This window comes from Thalassobaculum salexigens DSM 19539 (assembly GCF_000423805.1).
In the GTDB taxonomy this organism is placed as follows: Bacteria; Pseudomonadota; Alphaproteobacteria; order Thalassobaculales; family Thalassobaculaceae; genus Thalassobaculum; species Thalassobaculum litoreum.
In genome coordinates this window covers 1,356,291-1,373,057 of record NZ_KE384093.1, presented here as the reverse complement: position 1 = coordinate 1,373,057, position 16,767 = coordinate 1,356,291, and the positions used below count along the sequence as shown (strand labels likewise).

At 67.6% G+C, this 16,767-nt stretch carries 16 protein-coding genes; 7 read left to right on the top strand and 9 right to left on the bottom strand.

Annotation, left to right across the window (positions count from 1 at the left end; genetic code table 11):
* Positions 1 to 34 precede the first annotated feature (34 nt).
* The gene (locus G578_RS0110805; protein WP_028794247.1) at positions 35 to 1,099 is read right to left on the bottom strand and encodes a threonine aldolase family protein; all 1,065 of its coding nucleotides are present in this window, start codon (positions 1,097 to 1,099) and stop codon (positions 35 to 37) included.
* An 89-nt stretch (positions 1,100 to 1,188) separates the two neighbouring features.
* On the opposite strand from G578_RS0110805, the gene G578_RS0110800 reads away from it, so the two are divergent.
* Together G578_RS0110800 and phhA are read left to right on the top strand one after the other, a co-directional pair.
* A complete protein-coding gene (locus tag G578_RS0110800; RefSeq protein WP_028794246.1) occupies positions 1,189 to 1,575 on the top strand; it encodes a DUF4870 family protein in 387 nt (128 codons plus the stop codon).
* Positions 1,576 to 1,637: 62 nt separating this feature from the next.
* The gene (phhA, locus tag G578_RS0110795; protein ID WP_028794245.1) at positions 1,638 to 2,519 is read left to right on the top strand and encodes a phenylalanine 4-monooxygenase; all 882 of its coding nucleotides are present in this window, start codon (positions 1,638 to 1,640) and stop codon (positions 2,517 to 2,519) included.
* A gap of 3 nt (positions 2,520 to 2,522) precedes the next feature.
* Here the strand turns inward: phhA and G578_RS0110790 are convergent, their stop codons facing one another.
* The gene (locus tag G578_RS0110790; protein ID WP_084618819.1) at positions 2,523 to 4,130 is read right to left on the bottom strand and encodes a trimethylamine methyltransferase family protein; all 1,608 of its coding nucleotides are present in this window, start codon (positions 4,128 to 4,130) and stop codon (positions 2,523 to 2,525) included.
* A 218-nt stretch (positions 4,131 to 4,348) separates the two neighbouring features.
* Here G578_RS0110790 and G578_RS0110785 point away from each other — a divergent pair, with 218 nt between their 5' ends.
* The 3 genes from G578_RS0110785 (at position 4,349) to G578_RS0110775 (ending at position 7,063) form a co-directional block, all read left to right on the top strand.
* Complete coding sequence (locus G578_RS0110785; protein WP_156907276.1) at positions 4,349 to 5,203, top strand: hypothetical protein; 855 nt, start codon at positions 4,349 to 4,351, stop codon at positions 5,201 to 5,203.
* A 28-nt stretch (positions 5,204 to 5,231) separates the two neighbouring features.
* Positions 5,232 to 5,993 carry an alpha/beta hydrolase family protein gene (locus G578_RS0110780; protein ID WP_028794242.1) on the top strand — a complete coding sequence of 254 codons (762 nt, stop codon included), beginning with the start codon at positions 5,232 to 5,234 and terminating at the stop codon, positions 5,991 to 5,993.
* 86 nt (positions 5,994 to 6,079) lie between these two features.
* Positions 6,080 to 7,063 (top strand): NAD-dependent epimerase/dehydratase family protein, encoded by a 984-nt coding sequence (locus tag G578_RS0110775; RefSeq protein WP_028794241.1) that lies wholly within the window; start codon positions 6,080 to 6,082, stop codon positions 7,061 to 7,063.
* Between the two features lie 148 nt (positions 7,064 to 7,211).
* Here the strand turns inward: G578_RS0110775 and G578_RS25820 are convergent, their stop codons facing one another.
* Genes G578_RS25820 through G578_RS28390 form a run of 3 tightly spaced genes read right to left on the bottom strand, consistent with a single transcriptional unit; the run spans position 7,212 to position 9,592 of the window.
* Complete coding sequence (locus G578_RS25820) at positions 7,212 to 8,051, bottom strand: class I SAM-dependent methyltransferase (protein WP_051244571.1); 840 nt, start codon at positions 8,049 to 8,051, stop codon at positions 7,212 to 7,214.
* Positions 8,052 to 8,055: 4 nt separating this feature from the next.
* On the bottom strand, positions 8,056 to 9,045 hold the full coding sequence (dgcA, locus tag G578_RS0110765) for an N-acetyl-D-Glu racemase DgcA (protein WP_028794240.1): 990 nt from the start codon (positions 9,043 to 9,045) through the stop codon (positions 8,056 to 8,058).
* A gap of 52 nt (positions 9,046 to 9,097) precedes the next feature.
* Positions 9,098 to 9,592, bottom strand: coding sequence for a flagellar basal body-associated FliL family protein (locus tag G578_RS28390; protein ID WP_051244567.1), 495 nt, complete (start codon positions 9,590 to 9,592; stop codon positions 9,098 to 9,100).
* 169 nt (positions 9,593 to 9,761) lie between these two features.
* Here G578_RS28390 and G578_RS0110755 point away from each other — a divergent pair, with 169 nt between their 5' ends.
* Complete coding sequence (locus tag G578_RS0110755) at positions 9,762 to 9,965, top strand: hypothetical protein (RefSeq protein WP_156907274.1); 204 nt, start codon at positions 9,762 to 9,764, stop codon at positions 9,963 to 9,965.
* Positions 9,966 to 10,145: 180 nt separating this feature from the next.
* On the opposite strand, the gene G578_RS0110750 is transcribed toward G578_RS0110755, so the two are convergent.
* Positions 10,146 to 10,535 carry an STAS/SEC14 domain-containing protein gene (locus tag G578_RS0110750; protein ID WP_028794238.1) on the bottom strand — a complete coding sequence of 130 codons (390 nt, stop codon included), beginning with the start codon at positions 10,533 to 10,535 and terminating at the stop codon, positions 10,146 to 10,148.
* A gap of 38 nt (positions 10,536 to 10,573) precedes the next feature.
* Entirely contained in the window at positions 10,574 to 12,364 is a 1,791-nt protein-coding gene (locus tag G578_RS0110745; RefSeq protein ID WP_028794237.1) for a gamma-glutamyltransferase family protein, read from the bottom strand.
* Positions 12,365 to 12,690: 326 nt separating this feature from the next.
* Here G578_RS0110745 and G578_RS0110740 point away from each other — a divergent pair, with 326 nt between their 5' ends.
* On the top strand, positions 12,691 to 15,117 hold the full coding sequence (locus G578_RS0110740; protein ID WP_028794236.1) for a DUF1217 domain-containing protein: 2,427 nt from the start codon (positions 12,691 to 12,693) through the stop codon (positions 15,115 to 15,117).
* Here the strand turns inward: G578_RS0110740 and G578_RS25810 are convergent.
* Positions 15,114 to 15,374 (bottom strand): ribbon-helix-helix domain-containing protein, encoded by a 261-nt coding sequence (locus tag G578_RS25810; RefSeq protein WP_038013985.1) that lies wholly within the window; start codon positions 15,372 to 15,374, stop codon positions 15,114 to 15,116. The two genes, G578_RS0110740 and G578_RS25810, sit on opposite strands and share 4 nt — an antisense overlap.
* Positions 15,371 to 16,765, bottom strand: a complete 1,395-nt coding sequence (gene fumC, locus G578_RS0110730; protein WP_028794235.1) for a class II fumarate hydratase — start codon at positions 16,763 to 16,765, stop codon at positions 15,371 to 15,373. The genes G578_RS25810 and fumC overlap by 4 nt, the downstream gene beginning before the upstream one ends.
* Positions 16,766 to 16,767: the final 2 nt, after the last annotated feature.

Below are 16,767 nucleotides of genomic sequence, written 5' to 3'. Positions count from 1 at the left end.
GGCCGAGCCGTGCATGAAGAACCGGCCCCTACCCTCAGGCTTCCATCGCCACCTGCCGGATCGCAGCGACGGCGAACTCGATATCCGGGTCCTCGATGCCGAGATAGGTCACCGCCCGCAGCACGGTCGGCTGCACGGCACTGATCTTCACCTCGTGCTCGACCATCAGCCGGCGGGAGAATTCCGGCGCGGTGATCCCGGTTCCGGCGATGTCGAAGAACACCATGTTGGTCTCCACCGAGGCCGGATCGACGACGATCCCGTCGACATCCACGATGCCCTCCGCCAGACGCCTGGCATGGGCATGGTCGTCGGCCAGCCGCTCCACGTGGTGGTCGAGCGCGTAGAGGCCCGCCGCCGCGACGATGCCGGACTGGCGCAGCGCGCCCCCGAACTGGTGCTTGAAGCGCCAGCATTCCTCGATGAAGTCCTTACTGCCGGCCAGCACGCCGCCTATCGGGCAGCCCAGCCCCTTGGACAGGTCGATCCAGGCGCTGTCGCAGGGACCGGCGAACTCGGCGAAGGAGATGCCGGAGGCGACCACCGCGTTGGGCAGGCGCGCACCGTCCATATGGACGCGCATGCCATGCTTGCGCGCGGCGCCGGCCACGTCCTTCAGGGTGTCGAGCGGCCAGATCGTGCCGCCGGCCATGTTGGCGGTGTTCTCCACCGACACCAGCTTCTGGCGCGGCATGTGGCGGGACTTCGGACGGATCAGCGCTTCCACCTGATCGGCGGTGAACCAGCCCTTGGTGCCCTTGATCGTGCGGGTCATCACACCGGCCAACGCGCCCGGGCCGCCGACCTCGTAATGCAAGGCGTGGCTGTTCTCCTCCAGAATGATCTCGTCGCCGTGGTCGCACCACACCCGGTAGGAGATCTCGTTGCACATGGTGCCGCTGGGCAGGAAAACGGCCGCCTCCTTGCCGAGCAGTTCGGCGACCTTCTCCTGCAGGCGGATGGCGGTGGGGTCCTCACCCGCCTGCTCGTCGCCGACCTCGGCGTCGTAGATCGCCTTGCGCATGCCTTCGGTCGGACGCGTGGCGGTATCGCTGTGCAGGTTGACGCGCGGCTGGGCGGTCGGATTGGACGAGACCATGGGAAGCTCCGGATGTTGGCGGCTGGACGTTGCGAAACGCCGGGTGCGTCCACACTTTAAAGCGGTGACAGAGTGAGGAGAAAGCCCGGATGTCCGACACCCAGACCATGCAGCGTCGCAATCTTCCCTTCAAGCTCTCCGCCCCGGAGAACGATCGGCTGGCGGTGCATGTGATCTACGCGCTGTACGCCGCGAACCTGGTGTTCCAGATCCCGATCATCCTGGCCGTGGTCATCGCCTACCTGAAGCGCGGCGATGTCGAGGGGACCTATCTGGAGACCCATGTGCGCTGGCAGATCCGCACCTTCTGGCTGTGGCTGCTGATGACGGTGATCGGTGGCCTGACCTGGTGGGTCCTGGGGCTGGGCTTCCTGCTCGTCGGCTTCGCCTATCTCTGGCTGATCTACCGGGTTGTGAAGGGCTGGCTGAAACTGTCCGGCGAGGAGCCGATCCAGGGCGCGGGGGATTTCTTCTGATCCGCGCGGAGCACGGCGACACGCGGGGCGGGGCGACCTGAAACCACCGACAGGAGATACCCATGCCCGTCGAGATCCACCGCGATATGGCCGGTCTGAAGGCCGATTTCACCATCGACCAGCACTGGGACGCCTATACCGACGAGGAGCATGCCACCTGGCGGGTCCTGGCCGAGCGACAGGTGCCGCTGCTGAAGGACCGGGTGGTCCCCGAGTTCCTCGCCCATGTGGACGCGCTGAGCATGGGCAACGGTATGAATGGTGGGGGCGGCGTGCCGGATTTCCGACGCCTGAACGAGGTGCTGGAGGCGGAAACCGGCTGGACCGTGGCCGCCGTGCCGGGACTGGTGCCCGACGCGGTGTTCTTCGATCACCTGGCCAACCGCCGCTTCCCGGCCACCTGTTTCATCCGCTCCATGGACGAGCTGGACTATCTGGAGGAGCCGGACGTCTTCCACGACGTGTTCGGCCATGTCCCGCTGCTGCTCGACCCGGTCTATGCCGACTACATGCAGGAATACGGCAAGGGCGGGCTGAAGGCCGACGGCCAGGGCGCGCTTCGGCGGCTGGCGCGGCTGTACTGGTACACGGTGGAGTTCGGGCTGACGAAATCGGAGGACGGCCTGCGGATCTTCGGCGCCGGCATCGCCTCGTCGAAAGGCGAGACCGTGTTCGCCCTGGACGATCCCTCGCCCAACCGCATCGGTTTCGACCTGGAGCGGGTGATGCGCACCGACTACCGGATCGACGACTTCCAGGAGACCTATTTCGTCATCGACGGCTTCGAGGCCCTGCGCCGCGCGACCGAGGTGGATTTCACCCCGATCTACGCCCGCATGGAGGCGGAACCGGACCTCGCGCCGGACGATGTGCTGGACACCGACACGGTTCTGCACCGCGGCACCGGCCGCTACCACGCGGGTAAGGGCCGGGCCACCGCCTGAGTCTCAGACGTTGCTGTCCGGAAAGCTCGCCTTCTTCTTCGCCATGAAGTCGATCAGCGCCTCGTCGACCGCCGGGTCGAGGACCGGGGCCTCGTACTCGGCCAGGGTCTTCTTCACCAGGGCGGCGGACCGCTGATAGGTGTCCCTGCTGCCTTCCGACTCCCACTGCTCGTAGGTCGAATTGTCGGCGATCGAGGAACGGTAGAACGCCTTCTCGAAATTCGCCTGGGTGTGGCTGCAGCCGAGAAAGTGGGCGCCGGGGCCGACCTCGCGGATCGCGTCCATCGCCTGGCCGTTCTCGGTCAGGTCGACGCCCTCCAGCATGGTGCGCATCATGGCGCACTGGTCGGCATCCATCATGAATTTCTCGTAGGAGCTGACCAGCCCGCCCTCCAGCCATCCGGCCGCGTGCAGGACGAAGTTCACCCCGCCCAGCACCGTCGGCAGCAGGGTATTGGCGCTTTCGAACGCCGCCTGGGCGTCCGGCACCTTGGCGCCGCAGAGCGAGCCGCCGGAGCGGAACGGGACGTTGAGCCGCCGGGCGAGCTGGGCGCAGCCGTACAGCACCAGCGCCGGCTCCGGCGTGCCGAAGGTCGGCGCCCCCGACTGCATCGAAATGGACGAGGCGAAGCTGCCGAAGATCACCGGCGCGCCGGGACGGCAGAGCTGGGCGAAGGCCATGCCGGCCATCGCCTCGGCCAGGGTCTGGGCCAGGGTGCCGGCCACCGTCACCGGCGACATCGCACCGGCCAGGATGAACGGCGTGGTGATCACCGCCTGATTGGCCCGCGCGTAGTTCTTCAGCGCGCCCAGCATGGTGGCGTCCCAGGTCATCGGCGAGTTGGCGTTGATCAGCGAGACCAGCACCGTGTTGGTCTCCAGGAACTCCGATCCGAAGACGATCCGCGCCATCTCCAGCGTGTCGAGCGCCCGCTCCGGATGGGTGACCGAGCCCATGAACGGTTTGTCGGAATACTTGATATGGGCGTAGACCATATCGAAATGCCGCTTGTTCACCGGCAGATCGACCGGCTCGCACACGGTGCCGCCCGAGTGGTGCATGCCCTGGTGGCTGTAGGCGAGCTTCACGAAGTTCTGGAAGTCCTCGATCGTCGCGTAGCGCCGGCCGCCGTCGATGTCGCTGACGAAGGGCGGACCGTAGACCGGGGCGAAGACGGTGTTGCCGCCGCCGATCTCCACCGAGCGCTCCGGGTTGCGGGCGTGCTGGGTGAAGCTGGCGGGCGCGGTCTTGATCAGCTCGCGGGCAAGGCCGCGCGGGATGTGCACCCGCTCGCCATCCACGTCGGCGCCGGCCGCGCGCCACATGTCCAGGGATTCGGTGTCGTCGCGGAACTCGATGCCGATCTCCTCCAGGATGGTCTCGGCATTGGCCTCGATGATCTCCAGCCCTTCCTGCGACAGCACGTCGAAGGTCCCGACGTTGCGGGTGATGAAGGGGGTGTAGAGGGTCGAGGGACGTCCCCGCGCGGCCCGGCGCGCATCGCGCCCGCCGCCGCCGGAACGGCCCCGCCGCTCGCGGCGGCCGCCGGCATCTCCACCGTCGTCGCCGGCCGCATCCAGTCCCAAAGTCTCGGCCAGATCGTCGCTCATGGTCCGTCTCCAACACCGCGTTAGAGACCGATCATGCGCTCCCTTGACGATCATTCTTGGCCGGGCGCGACAGGAATGCGTCGGAGTTGGACAACGCGGGCTCCGATCCTCCGGGTTTCGTGACTTGCCTGCGGTCCGGGCCGATCCCATACTTTTCCCATAATCGACACAGGGCGGACGGCGTCCCGTCGGATCCGCCCGAGGGAGGTCCCATGGGCATGCAACGACCCGCGCTTCTCGCCTCGCATCTCGCCGCTGCGGCCCTCGCCGCCATGGTCGCGATGCCAGGCACCGCCGACGCGGCCGCCGACAGTTCCATGCCGCCGCAGGTGCTCGGCCTCGTCGCCCATGCGACGCCGGTGCCGCTGACCTGCGACGGCGGCACCTGCGAGGCCCTGGTCTCGTCCTTCTGCCTGCAGGAGCACCGCCCGCCGCCCGGCGCCGGCCAGCTCTACCAGACCGCGGGCTCCGGCGACGTCACCCTGCTGGTGCGCAAGTCCGACGGCAGCACGCGCGAGTTCTCCGCCGCCGGGCTGCTGACCTACGAGAGCGACGGTCATTTCACCCGCACCCGGATCGCCATGGACAGCGCCCGGCTCGCGTCGCTGGATGCGACCGAGGTCGCCGTGCGGATCGCACCGATGGTCTCCCTGGTGCCGGTGACCGATGCCCCGCTGCCCGCCGAGATCGCCGAGGGCGATACCGAGACGGCCTATGGCGAGGCGCGCTTCACCGGCGCCGACTTCTTCCACCCCGGCAAGACCCGGCCCGACGCGGCGGTCACCCTGACCCGGATGATCAACACCCTGCCCGCCACCATGTCCGGCGGGATCGATCCGCGCGCGGTCGACCCGTTCAAGCGCGCCGCCCTGTGGAGCAGCGTGGCGGAGTCCGGCGCCCTGACGGGGCTGTCCGACGCCGGCATCGCCCGGGCCAGGAGCGAGCTGGACCGCTGCGGCCAGTATGCCGAGATGGGCTTCAAGCTGACCCTGCGCGGCTGCCTGGAAAGCGCCCACGACCGCACCATGCGCGAGGTCAACGACGAGCTGTGGAAGGCGGAGGTGGGGTACTGACGCCCAACCTCGAGCGGCCGAATACCGGATGACGTCCGCCGTCGTCTGCCGAACCTTCGGCCCATTCATAACCGGCTATAGTCCGCCGGGCGACGGGCCGTTCCCCGCCATTCTGGTCCTACATGGTTCCGAAGGCGGATGGTCCGGCTGGAGCCACCGCAACGCGGTGCTGCTGGCGGCCAACGGCTTTCTTGCCTACCCGTTCGCCTATTCCCGGTCGGGGAACTTCTGGTACGCCGGCGACATCGTCGATGTACCGCTGGACCAGACCGAAACCGCCATCGCCGAGTTGCGCGGTAACAGCCTGTCGAATGGGCGGATAGGCCTTTTCGGCGTATCGCGGGGCGCGGAACACGCCCTACTCCTGAGCGCTCTCATGGCGCGGGACGGAGTGTCGGGACAGCCCGAAGCGGTCGCCGCGCATTCGCCTTCCGACGTCATCTGCGGCGGGTTCGAGCCGAACGTGACGCGGCCGTGGACCGACCCCAAGCAGGCGTCCTGGGACCCGGCGAAACTCTCCTGGACATGGCGCGGATCGGCGGACGGCCTGATGCCGGCCACGCCTATCGAGATCGAGCGCTATGCCGGACCGTTGCTGATCAGCCATGGCACTGAAGACAAGGTATGGACCGTCGACTGCACCCAGCGCCTCGAGGCCCGGCTGAAAGCGGCCGGCAGGGATCCGGAGATCTATTACTACGAGGGCGAGAACCACGGTCTGCAGCCGGATGCTGAAAACCAGAACAACACCCGGCTGCTGTCATTCTTCACGCGGCATCTCGTCGGGTGATTCCGAATTAAATATTCCTGGAAGCCCACCACGCCGACGTTACCTTCCGGCCACGCGACACAACGCGAAAAGACCGCGGAGGAACGATGCGGATCCTGGTCACCGGGAGTAGCGGCCATCTCGGCGAAGGGCTGATGCGGCTGCTCGCCGACGGACCGCACGCGGCGGTCGGCCTCGACATCAAGCCCGGACCCCATACCGGCATCGTCGGCTCGATCGCCGATCCGGCCGTCGTGGCCACCGCGATGCGGGGCGTCGATGCCGTCCTGCACACCGCCACCCTGCACAAACCTCATGTCGGGACCCACAGCCGGCAGGACTTCGTCGACACCAACATCACCGGCACGCTAACCCCGCTGGAGGAGGCGGTGCGCGGCGGCGTCTCCGCCTTCATCTTCACCAGCACCACCAGCGCCTTCGGCGGCGCCCTCGCCCCCGCCCCGGGCGAGCCCGCCGTCTGGATCGACGAGACCGTGCGCGGCGCGCCGAAGAACATCTACGGCGTGACCAAGACGGCGGCGGAGGACCTGTGCGAGCTGTTCCACCGTCGCCACGGACTGCCCTGCCTGGTGCTGCGGACCGCCCGCTTCTTTCCCGAAGAGGACGACAACCGTCAGCGTCGCGCCCTCTACGCCGATGCCAATGCCAAGGCGAACGAGTTCCTGTTCCGCCGGGTGGACCTGGCCGACGCGGCCGAAGCCCATCTGCGGGCACTGGAACGCGCCGCCGAGATCGGCTTCGGGCGCTACATCGTCAGCGCAACCACCCCCTTTACCCGCGCCGACCTGGCGGCGCTGCGCGGCGCCCCCGCCGGCGTGGTGGGCCGATTGTTCCCGGATTTCGAGCCGCTCTATGCCCGCCTCGGCTACCGGATGTTCGACGAGATCGACCGGGTCTACGACAATGCCAAGGCCCGCCGGGAGCTTGGCTGGGCGCCCGCATACGACTTCGCCCGGGTGCTCGACCAGCTTTCCCGGGGCGAACCCATCGGCAGCCCGCTGGCTCGGGCCGTGGGCAGCAAGGGCTATCACGACACGGTCTTCGAGGACGGCCCCTACCCGGTGGAGTGACGGGTATCAGCACGCATTGCGCGCACGCATTGACTCGATGCGCGACCTATCGTTAGACTACGCGAACGACTGAGGTCCACCCTGGGCTTCCTCCGTCCCTTGCGGACATGTCGCAAGAGCCGCGGTCCCCCTACCGCGGCTCTTTTTTTTACAGCGGGTTCTCAGGCTTTTCGAATACGCCGAGCGCCACACCGACATGGTCGCCATCGAAGTTGTGGGCCATATTGCGCATCTTCTCGCCGGCGGTTTCCCCCATGATGATGTCGCCGGCCTGAAGCGGCACCGGCTCGCCGGTCTCCGCCCGTCGCCGGGCCTCCTCGCGCCGCTTGACCGAGCCGGCCTTGGCCTCCGCGGTGTAGTCGCGCAGGTCGACCGTGCGGAAGCCGGCGGCCTCGCACAGCGCCTGCATCTCCTGCGGCGGGATCAGGTGGCTGAGCGCCGGCCGCTCGGCCCAGGGCGTCGGATAGCGCGGGGCGCCGCCCGGCCCCAGGACGATGTCGTAGAAGCAGAACCGGCCGCCCGGCTTCAGCAGCCGGAAGGCCTCGCGGTACACACCCGCCTTGTCGGGAATGTTCATGCAGGCGTGCAGGGTGGTGACGATGTCGAAGGTCTCCGCCGGCAGGCCGGTGGCGGTGGCATCGCCCTCCACCACCGCGATCCGGTCGGACAGGCCGACCATGGCGTTGATCGCCTCGGCCGCGGCACAGAAGCTCGGCGTCAGGTCGACCGCCGTCACCCGGGCCCCGACCACATCGGCGAAGATCCGGGCGGAACCGCCGAGGCCGGAGCCGAGATCGGCGACCGCCATGCCGGCGGCCATCCCCGTCGCCGCGATCACGTCCTCGGTGCCGGTCTCGCCGCGCATGTGCATCTGGTCCAGCACCGAGAAGTCGGCCCGGGTCGGCGCGGCGATGCCGTGCTCGGCCAGCCGGGCGACGAGCTGCTCGACCAGGCCGCTGCGCTCGTAATGCTGGGCGACGCCGCTCATCGGCTCAGCCCCACAGGGCCGGTTCCGGCGGCATCACCGTGCTGCCGTTGTAGGTCATGCAGGGGTCGCGGTCCTTGGCCAGCAGCAGCGGGGCGTCAAGATCGACAATTTCGGCGCCCTGGGACACGATCATGCCCGGCGCCATGGCCAGGGAGGTGCCGATCATGCAGCCCACCATGACCCGGAAGCCACGCTTCTCCGCCTCGGCCTTCAGCCGCAGGGCCTCGGTCAGGCCGCCGGTCTTGTCGAGCTTGATGTTGACCATGTCGTACTTGCCCTCCAGCCCGTCGAGGGTGGCGGTGTCGTGGCAGCTCTCGTCGGCGCAGACCACTGTCGCCCGGGGGGCGCCCACCAATGCGGCGTCGTCGCCGGCCGGCAACGGCTGTTCGATCATCGACACGCCGAGTTCGGCCAGCTTCGGCGCGATCTCCAGATAGCTGTCGATGCTCCAGGCCTCGTTCGCATCGACCACGAGATCGACACCCGGCGCGTTCTCGCGGATTTTCGTGACCCGCGCCAGATCCTCGCCGTCGCCGGTCATCTTCAGCTTCAGGCGCGGCCGGTGGGCGTTCTCGCGGGCGGCGGCCCCCATGGCGTCCGGGCTGTCGACGGAGAGCGTATAGACCGTGGTCACCGGCTGCGGCGCGCCGGCCAGGCCGGCGAGTTTCCAGGCGGGCAGGCCCCTGCTCTTCGCCTCAAGGTCCCACAGAGCGCAGTCGACCGCGTTGCGGGCGGCCCCGGCCGGCAGGGCGTCCAGCAGCGCGGAGCGGTCCATGCCGCCGGCGATCGCCTCGGCGACGCTCTGGATCTGGCCGATCACGCTGTCGATCGACTCGCCGTAGCGGGTATAGGGCACGCATTCGCCGCGGCCGACCGTCTCGCCGTCGGTGATGGTGACCAGCACTACCTCCGCCTCGGTGCGCGCACCGCGCGAAATGCGGAACACTCCGCGGATCGGCCAGCTTTCGCGGGCGACGGCGAGCATGCGAGACATGGAATTCTCCCTGGATCGGATCAAGACGGTGGTCGGTCGGCGCGGCGGCCGCCTATTTGACGGTGAGCTTAGCGATCTGGACGTTCACGATGGTGTCCGGTCCGACCAGCTCGCGCAGCAGCCGCCATGCATTGTTGCGCACCTTCTGGATTCCGTCATAGCCGTTCAGTTGCTGGGGCGTCAGGCTCGACAGATAGACGATCAGGGCGTCGCGGATGCGCGGCTCCTGCGCCTGCACGACCTGAATGGCCCCTTCGTTCGGCAGTTCGACGGTCAGGCTCAGCAGCAGGAAGACCGGATAGCCGGTGTTGGAGCGAAGGTTGACCACGAACTCGTCGAGCGTGTGGAACACCGCGCCGACCGGGCTCGGCTTGGCGGCCGAGGGGGCGGTGTTCGCGATGCGCTCCTGCTCCGCCTTCTGCTCGGCGGTGAGTTCCGCCTCCGGCGCGCCGCCGAAACCCGGAATCAGTCCCGCCACGAAAGCGCCGGCGCCGGCGCCGATCAGCAGCAGCAGGGGCAGCAGGACGAACAGAAGGAGCTTCTTCATCGCGACTCGGCTCTCGCCCTCGTCCGGTTCCGCAGGAAATACGAGGCAAACACTTTCAAATCCTATATAATCATGGATCGCAAGCCGACACGAGGATGATCGTCCCCCGAGCGCCATGATGAAGCCGGCCGAAAGTGACTGGAACAAATTCGCGCGCGCTCAGCCCAGCGTGAGCGACCGTGATCGTGCGCCCGGCATGGCGGCACGGGCGGAGTCGTTCATCATCGAACGGGCGGGCGAGAACCTGATCCTGAAGATCAAGCGCGAGGACGGGCGGGTGGCCCTGATCGAACTGACGCCCGACACCGCCTTCTATCTCCGCGAATACCTGTCCAACGCCCTGGCCTCCCTGGGCATGCCGGAAGACGTCTAGAGCAGATCGTGGGGTGACGGGATCACTTCGTGATCGCGTCAACGTGCGAGAATCTTCTCTATCTCATTGTTTTAGAGACAAATTCACCGACCAAATTGACTCACGAAACGATTCAATATGGTCGGATTTGACTCTAGAACGCGAGCGTTTCAGGTCGAAGCGGTCCGATCCGGACGCGCCCTACGCCGGCTCCGCCCCGGTCAGACACCAGCGCTCGGCATCGGCGCGGTTCGTGAACACCCGCTGCTGGTTCTCGATCTCCTCCGACAGGTCGAGGAACAGCTTCATGATCGACTGTTCGATCGTTCCCGGGACGACGATCGCTACCCGCTCGCCCCGGCCTCGAGGGGCGAAGGAAGCGCGCGCCTGGCTGAGGCTGCGCAGAATACCGATGTCGATCCCCGTAAAGTCCAGCGCGGTGACGTCCCAGACCGAATGGGTCGGGCCGACGGTGGCGCGGATGCGCACCACCTCGCCCATCGCCTCACGAAAATCCTCAACGTCGAGGTCGCCGGAGAGGGTGACACGGACCATCCCTTCCGCTTCGCTGTATGTAAGGCTGTCGATCATCGCTACGTCCGCTGCGGCGGTTCCGGTCCGCCGGCCGGTCAGCGACCGATGGCGTAGCCCTGCATGCCGCGCGGGTTGGCCCCGGCCTTCAGCATCCGGCCGTCCTTCACGGCGCCGCTGAGCCGACCTTCCGACCAGTCCTCGCCGACCTGGACGTCATGGCCGCGGCGCTGCAGTTCCTTGACGGTCGCCTCGGGGAAGCGCCCCTCCAGCACCAGCTTGCCGGGCTTGCGGCCGCGCGGCCAGAACGAGCTCGGGAAATGCTCGCTGTGGAAGGCCGGACAGTCGATCGATTCCTGCAGGTTCATGCCATGCTCGGCGTGGTGCAGGAACATCAGGGTTTGCCACTGGTCCTGCTGGTCGCCGCCCGGGGTGCCGAAGGCCATGTAGGGCTCGCCGTCGCGCAGCGCGAAGCTGGGCGACAGGGTGGTGCGCGGCCGGCGCTTGGGGCCGAGAGCGGAGGGCGACCGCTCGTCGAGCCAGAACATCTGCGCCCGGTTGCCCATGCAGAAGCCGAGCTCCGGGATGATCGGCGAGGATTGCAGCCAGCCGCCGCTCGGCGTGGCGGAGAACATGTTGCCGTCCTTGTCGATGACGTCGATATGGACGGTGTCGCCCTTCATCGCGCCGCTCTTCGACACCGTCGGCTCGCCGATGCCCATGCGCTCCATCTCGCGCGGGTCGAGTTGGACATCCACGCCCAGCGCGGCGTCGATCGAGCCCAGATAGCCCTCGATGGTGCCCGGACGCAGGTCCATGGAGGCCTCGCCGGTGATCAGCTTGCGCCGCTCGGCATTATATTCCGAGGAAAGCAGGGTCTGCATCGGCACGTCGGCGAAGTCCGGGTCGCCGTAGAACGCCTCGCGGTCGGCCATGGCGAGCTTGATCGCCTCGACCACGCTGTGCACGAAGTCGGGACCGGTCGGATCCATCTCGCCCACGCCCATGCCGTCGAGCAGGGCGAGCTGCTGCAGCATCGAGGGGCCCTGGCTCCACGGGCCGCATTTCGCGACGGTGTAGCGGCCCCACTGGTAGGTGGCCGGCTCCTCGTAATGGGATTCCCAGTTCGCCAGATCGTCGGCGGTGAGCAGTCCCAGATGGCGGCGGCCGGAGACGTCCATCATCGGGGCGGCGTGGAAATAGGCGTCGATCGCCTCGGCGACCCAGCCGCGGTACCAGATGTCGCGCGCCCGATCGATCACCGCCTCGCGGGAGCCGCCGCCGGCTTCCGCTTCCCTAACGATCCGGGCATAGGTCTCGCCCATCGTCGGGTTGGCGAACAGGCTGCCCGGCGCCGGCGGCTCGCCGTTCTTCAGGTAGATCGCCGCCGAGGTCGGCCATTCGGTCTCGAACAGCTCCTTCACGGTGTTGATCGTCGCCGCGATCCGCCCGACGGCCGGGTAGCCGTTGATCGCGTAGTCGATCGCCGGCTCCAGCACCTCGGCCAGGGTCATCGTGCCGTGGTCGCGCAGCATCCGCAGCCAGCCGTCGAAGGCGCCGGGGACGACGGCGGGGAGGAACCCACTGCCGGGGACGAGGTCGAGGCCGAGGCCGCGGATCGCCTCCATGGTCATCGCCGCCGGGCTCGGCCCCTGGGCGCAGAGCGCCTGCAGCTTGCCGGTCTTCTTGCTGTAGAACAGGGCCGGCAGGTCGCCGCCCGGGCCGTTCAGATGCGGCTCGACCACCTGCAGGGTGAAGCCGCTGGCGACCGCGGCGTCGAAAGCATTTCCGCCCCGCTCCAGCGCGCGCATGCCGACGGCGGACGCGAGCCAGTGGGTGGAAGCAACAACTCCGAAGGTGCCGCGGATTTCCGGGCGCGTCGTGAACATGGCGCAGACTCTTGGAATGGTTTTCGCATGGGATTGGTCGACACTATAGAAGCGGGGGCATTCGCCCGGCAAGAACTGCCCGGCGGAGGGCCCTCAACAGAGACGCCGTGTGCAGAAGCGTAAATCTCGTTGTGAAGAGGTAACGAGACGCCTATAGTAGACGGTGGTCGAGAAACGACCGGACCGGGCGTTACTGCCCGAGCCTACGGCAAAAACAGGAGTTTTCCGCCGTGACGAACTTCGCAGCCGCATCGGCCATCCTTGGAGGCGCCGCCGGAGGTGGTGGTGGACTCCTTGGCTCCGCGTACGGTGGAGGCGGCTCCACCATGTCGGCAATCGCTGCCTGGCGCAGCTACGAGCGCGATCAGGTTGCCGCCCGCCAATCCTTTCTCGACCGCAACGACGTCCAGAATGCCATCGCCGATTTCAAGTCGGGCGTATCCAAGCTGGACGACGTCGACGAGTTGCTCGACGACCGCGACACGCTGCAATTCGTTCTGACCTCTTTCGGCCTGGACTCCGACATCAACAATGTCGGCAAGATCCGCAAGGTCATCGAGAGCGACCCCAACGACATCAACTCCTTCGCCAACCGACTGGCCGACACCCGCTACGGCGAACTGGCGAAGTTCCTGAACACCCCCGAATACGGCGTCAAGAACCTCAAGCTCTCCTCCGAGCAGACCGAGGTCATCGACAAGTACCTGACCGTCCAGTTCGAGCGCAGCCTGGGCCAGCAGAACTCGGCCGCCCGCGACGCGCTGTTCTTCCTGCGCCGGATCAATTCGGTCGACAGCACCTACCAGATCCTCGGCGATTCCGCTCTGCGCGCCATTGTGACCGACGCGCTGAACCTGCCGGCCCAGATCGCCAACCAGTCGGTCGAGAAGCAGGCCTCCCTGGTCGAGAAGGGCCTGGATCTCAGCTCCCTCAAGCTGAGTTCGACGTCGGCGACGGAGCGGAACCAGCTGGAGAAGCTGCAGGCCGACCTGACCTCGATCTCCAACGGCTCGGCGGCCATCACCGCGGCCACCAAGACGCTGAACTCCATCGTCGAGAAGCTGGAGACCGCCCGCACCGCCTATGCCGATCTCGGCGCGATCACCGATCCGGCCGGGGTCAACGCGGCCGAGATTCCGATCCAGGAAGCCGCCCTTCCAGACCTGCTGCGCCAGCGCGGTCTCGTCGCGGTGGCCAACCAGGCGACAAAGAACACCCGGATCGTGCTCGACGAACTCGACAAGATCTCGATCAAGCTGCGCAACGCGGAGGACGAGGAATCATTCGCCACCCTGCAGGCTCAGTATCTCGACTATGCCGACAAGATTCTTGGCGACGAGGGCTTCGTCAACACGGCGACCTTCTACGATCCTGAGACCGGCCAGACCCAGAACCTGTTGCGCAACGGCACGGGCGGCGCCCTGCCGGCCGGGACCGACGCGACCGAGGCGGTGATCACAACCCAGGTCGCCAGCGACGGCACGAAGGCCATCACGCGGTCCACGGACCTGTCCGGCTTCCTGACCGACCTGCAGGCGGCGCGCGACGCCGTCGACGGCGCGACCTATGCTACCCGCTCGGCCGACGCCGACACCGCCGACGCCAGTTTCGACACTGCGAACGCCGCGTTCAAGACGTCGGAATCGCAGACCGCGATCAACGTGGTCAGCATCACCAACGCCCTGAACAATGTCGATTTCGCGGTAGAGCTGGACACCCAGTCGCTCAGCACCGGGCTGCTGTCGATCGACGACGGTCTGAAGCGCGCCACGACCATCGAGCGCGTGCTCGGCGATATCCGGCAGCTCGCCAAGGATGCCCAGAAAGACGACGCCGATCTCACCGAGATCAACGCCTACTACACCGCCCGCCTCGGGGAGCTTGACCAGCTCATCAACACGCCCGGAGAGGTCAGCAACGGCGCGAATTCGACGACCCTGGACAACCTGCTGGCCGACGGTACCGTCAACTACACTGTTGTCGGCACGACCCAGGCCCGGGCCGAGGGCGGAGACCTTACGGCCTCGATCTACGACCTGCTGCCGGCGTCGATCACCGACGCGGCCGCCGGTGAGGCGCTGGTCACCCAGCTCGACGACGACCTCAAGCCGGCGTTGCAGGACCTGACATCCCAGCTGAAGCGGGATCGCACCGTCATCGCCTTCGCGTTGGAAGAGGCGGACCCGCGCGGTCGCCTGGACAGCCAGGTGCGCGAACTTCGGGTGGAGCTCGACGAGCTGATCTCCAAGTCGGGCAAGGACGGCAACAACCTGCTCGGCGAGTTCGCCCGCGACATCAAGGTGGCCTTCGACTCGCTCGGGTCGACGATCACGATCGATGCCCAGACCTCGTTCGAGACCAACTTCCGCACCGCGCTGGAAGGCTTCGACTACGTGGCCGCGACCGCCGGCGACGACGACGCCCGGGTCAGCGCCCTGAACGATGCGCTGTTCGTCGCCCAGGGAACCCTGGGCCGCCTGAAGGCGGAGAGCTACGCGCTGAACATCCAGAAAGAGATCCTCAACGAGGAGCGGATCGCGATCGAGGGCGAAGGCGGCGGCACGGGCGACTTCCTGAAGCCGATCGAATTCACCGACGAGGCCCGCAAGTTCATCGAGCGCTACCTCATCCAGAAGGATCTGGAATCCCAGGGCTTCAGCGTGAACTCGAACTTCAACGCCCAGAGCGCGATCGCCAGCCAGATCGGCTCGATCCTGCCCCAGAGCAACGGCCTGCTGAACTTCGTCGTCTAACCCGCCGGACCGTCCTCCAGGCCGGCCAGCCGCGCGCACTCCCGTAGCACCCAGACGCGGATCGCACTGGACAGGTTGGCCGTGCGCGTCCGGTCGATCTCGGTGACGAGCGCATTGAGCGACACCCCGCGCGCCTCGGCGAAGGTTGCCAGCAGATCCCAGAACGCCTGCTCCATCGACACGCTGGTGGCGTGACCGGCGATCATCACCGAGCGCTTGCGCGGCGCCGCCGGATCGGCGCCGGCCGACACCGTCATCCCTCGGGTCCCAGCATCGCCTCCGGCCGCACCCAGCGGTCGAAATCCGCGTCGGAGACCAGATCGAGCGCGCGGGCGGCCTCCTTCAGGGTGGTGCCGTCCTCATGGGCCTTCTTGGCGATCTTGGCGGCGGCGTCATAGCCGATATGCGGCGCCAGAGCGGTGACCAGCATCAGGCTCTTGCCCAGCAGCTCGGAGATCCGCGACCTGTCCGCCTCCATGCCGTCCACGCAGCGCTCGGCGAAGCTCGCCGCCGCGTCGCCCAGCAGACGGATCGACTGCAGCAGGGCGTCGGCCATCACCGGCTTGAAGACGTTGAGCTCGAAATGCCCCGTCGCCCCGGCCACGGTGATCGTCGTGTGGTTGCCCATCACCCGGGCGCAGACCTGCGTGAGCGCCTCGGCCTGGGTCGGGTTCACCTTGCCGGGCATGATGGAAGAGCCCGGCTCGTTCGCCGGCAGCATCAGCTCACCGATGCCGCAGCGCGGCCCGGAGCCGAGCATGCGCACGTCGTTGGCCACCTTCATCAGCGAGACGGCCACCGTGTTGAGCGCGCCGGACATCTCGACCATGGCGTCGTGGGCGGCCAGGGCCTCGAACTTGTTCGGTGCGGAGGTGAAGGGCAGGTCGGTCAGCGCCCGCAGCTCCTCCACGAACGCCTCGGCGAAGCCCGGCTCGGTGTTCACGCCGGTGCCGACCGCCGTGCCGCCCTGGGCCAGCGCCGACAGGCGCGGCAGCGCCGCCTCCACCCGGGCGATCCCGGTCTCCACCTGGAACGCCCAGGCGCCGACCGCGTCGCCCAGGCGCAGCGGCGTGGCGTCCTGCAGGTGGGTCCGGCCGATCTTGACGATGTCGTGGAACGCCTCGGACTTGGCCGCGAGTGCGGCATGCAGGCGGCGCAGGCCGGGCAGCAGTCTGGCGTGGATCTCCCGCACGCCGGCGATGTGCATGGCGGTGGGGAAACTGTCGTTGGAGGACTGCCCCCGGTTCACGTGGTCGTTGGGATGGACCGGCCGCTTGCTGCCGCGCGCGCTGCCGAGGCTCTCGTTCGCCAGGTTCGAGATCACCTCGTTCAGGTTCATGTTGGTCTGGGTGCCCGAACCGGTCTGCCAGACCACCAGCGGGAACTCCGCGTCGTGATCCCCGGCGGCAATCGCCGCCGCCGCTCTGTCGATCGCCTCGGCCAGCTCCGCCTCAAGGCCGCCGAGCCGCCGGTTGGCCCGGGCGGAGGCCTGCTTCTGCAGGGCGAAGGCGTGGATCAGGGCGAGCGGCATGCGGTCGCCGCCGATCGGGAAATTCTCCAGGCTGCGCTGGGTCTGCGCGCCCCAATACCGGTCGACGGGGACGTCGATGGAGCCCAGGCTGTCGGTTTCTTCGCGGGTGGCGGCCATGG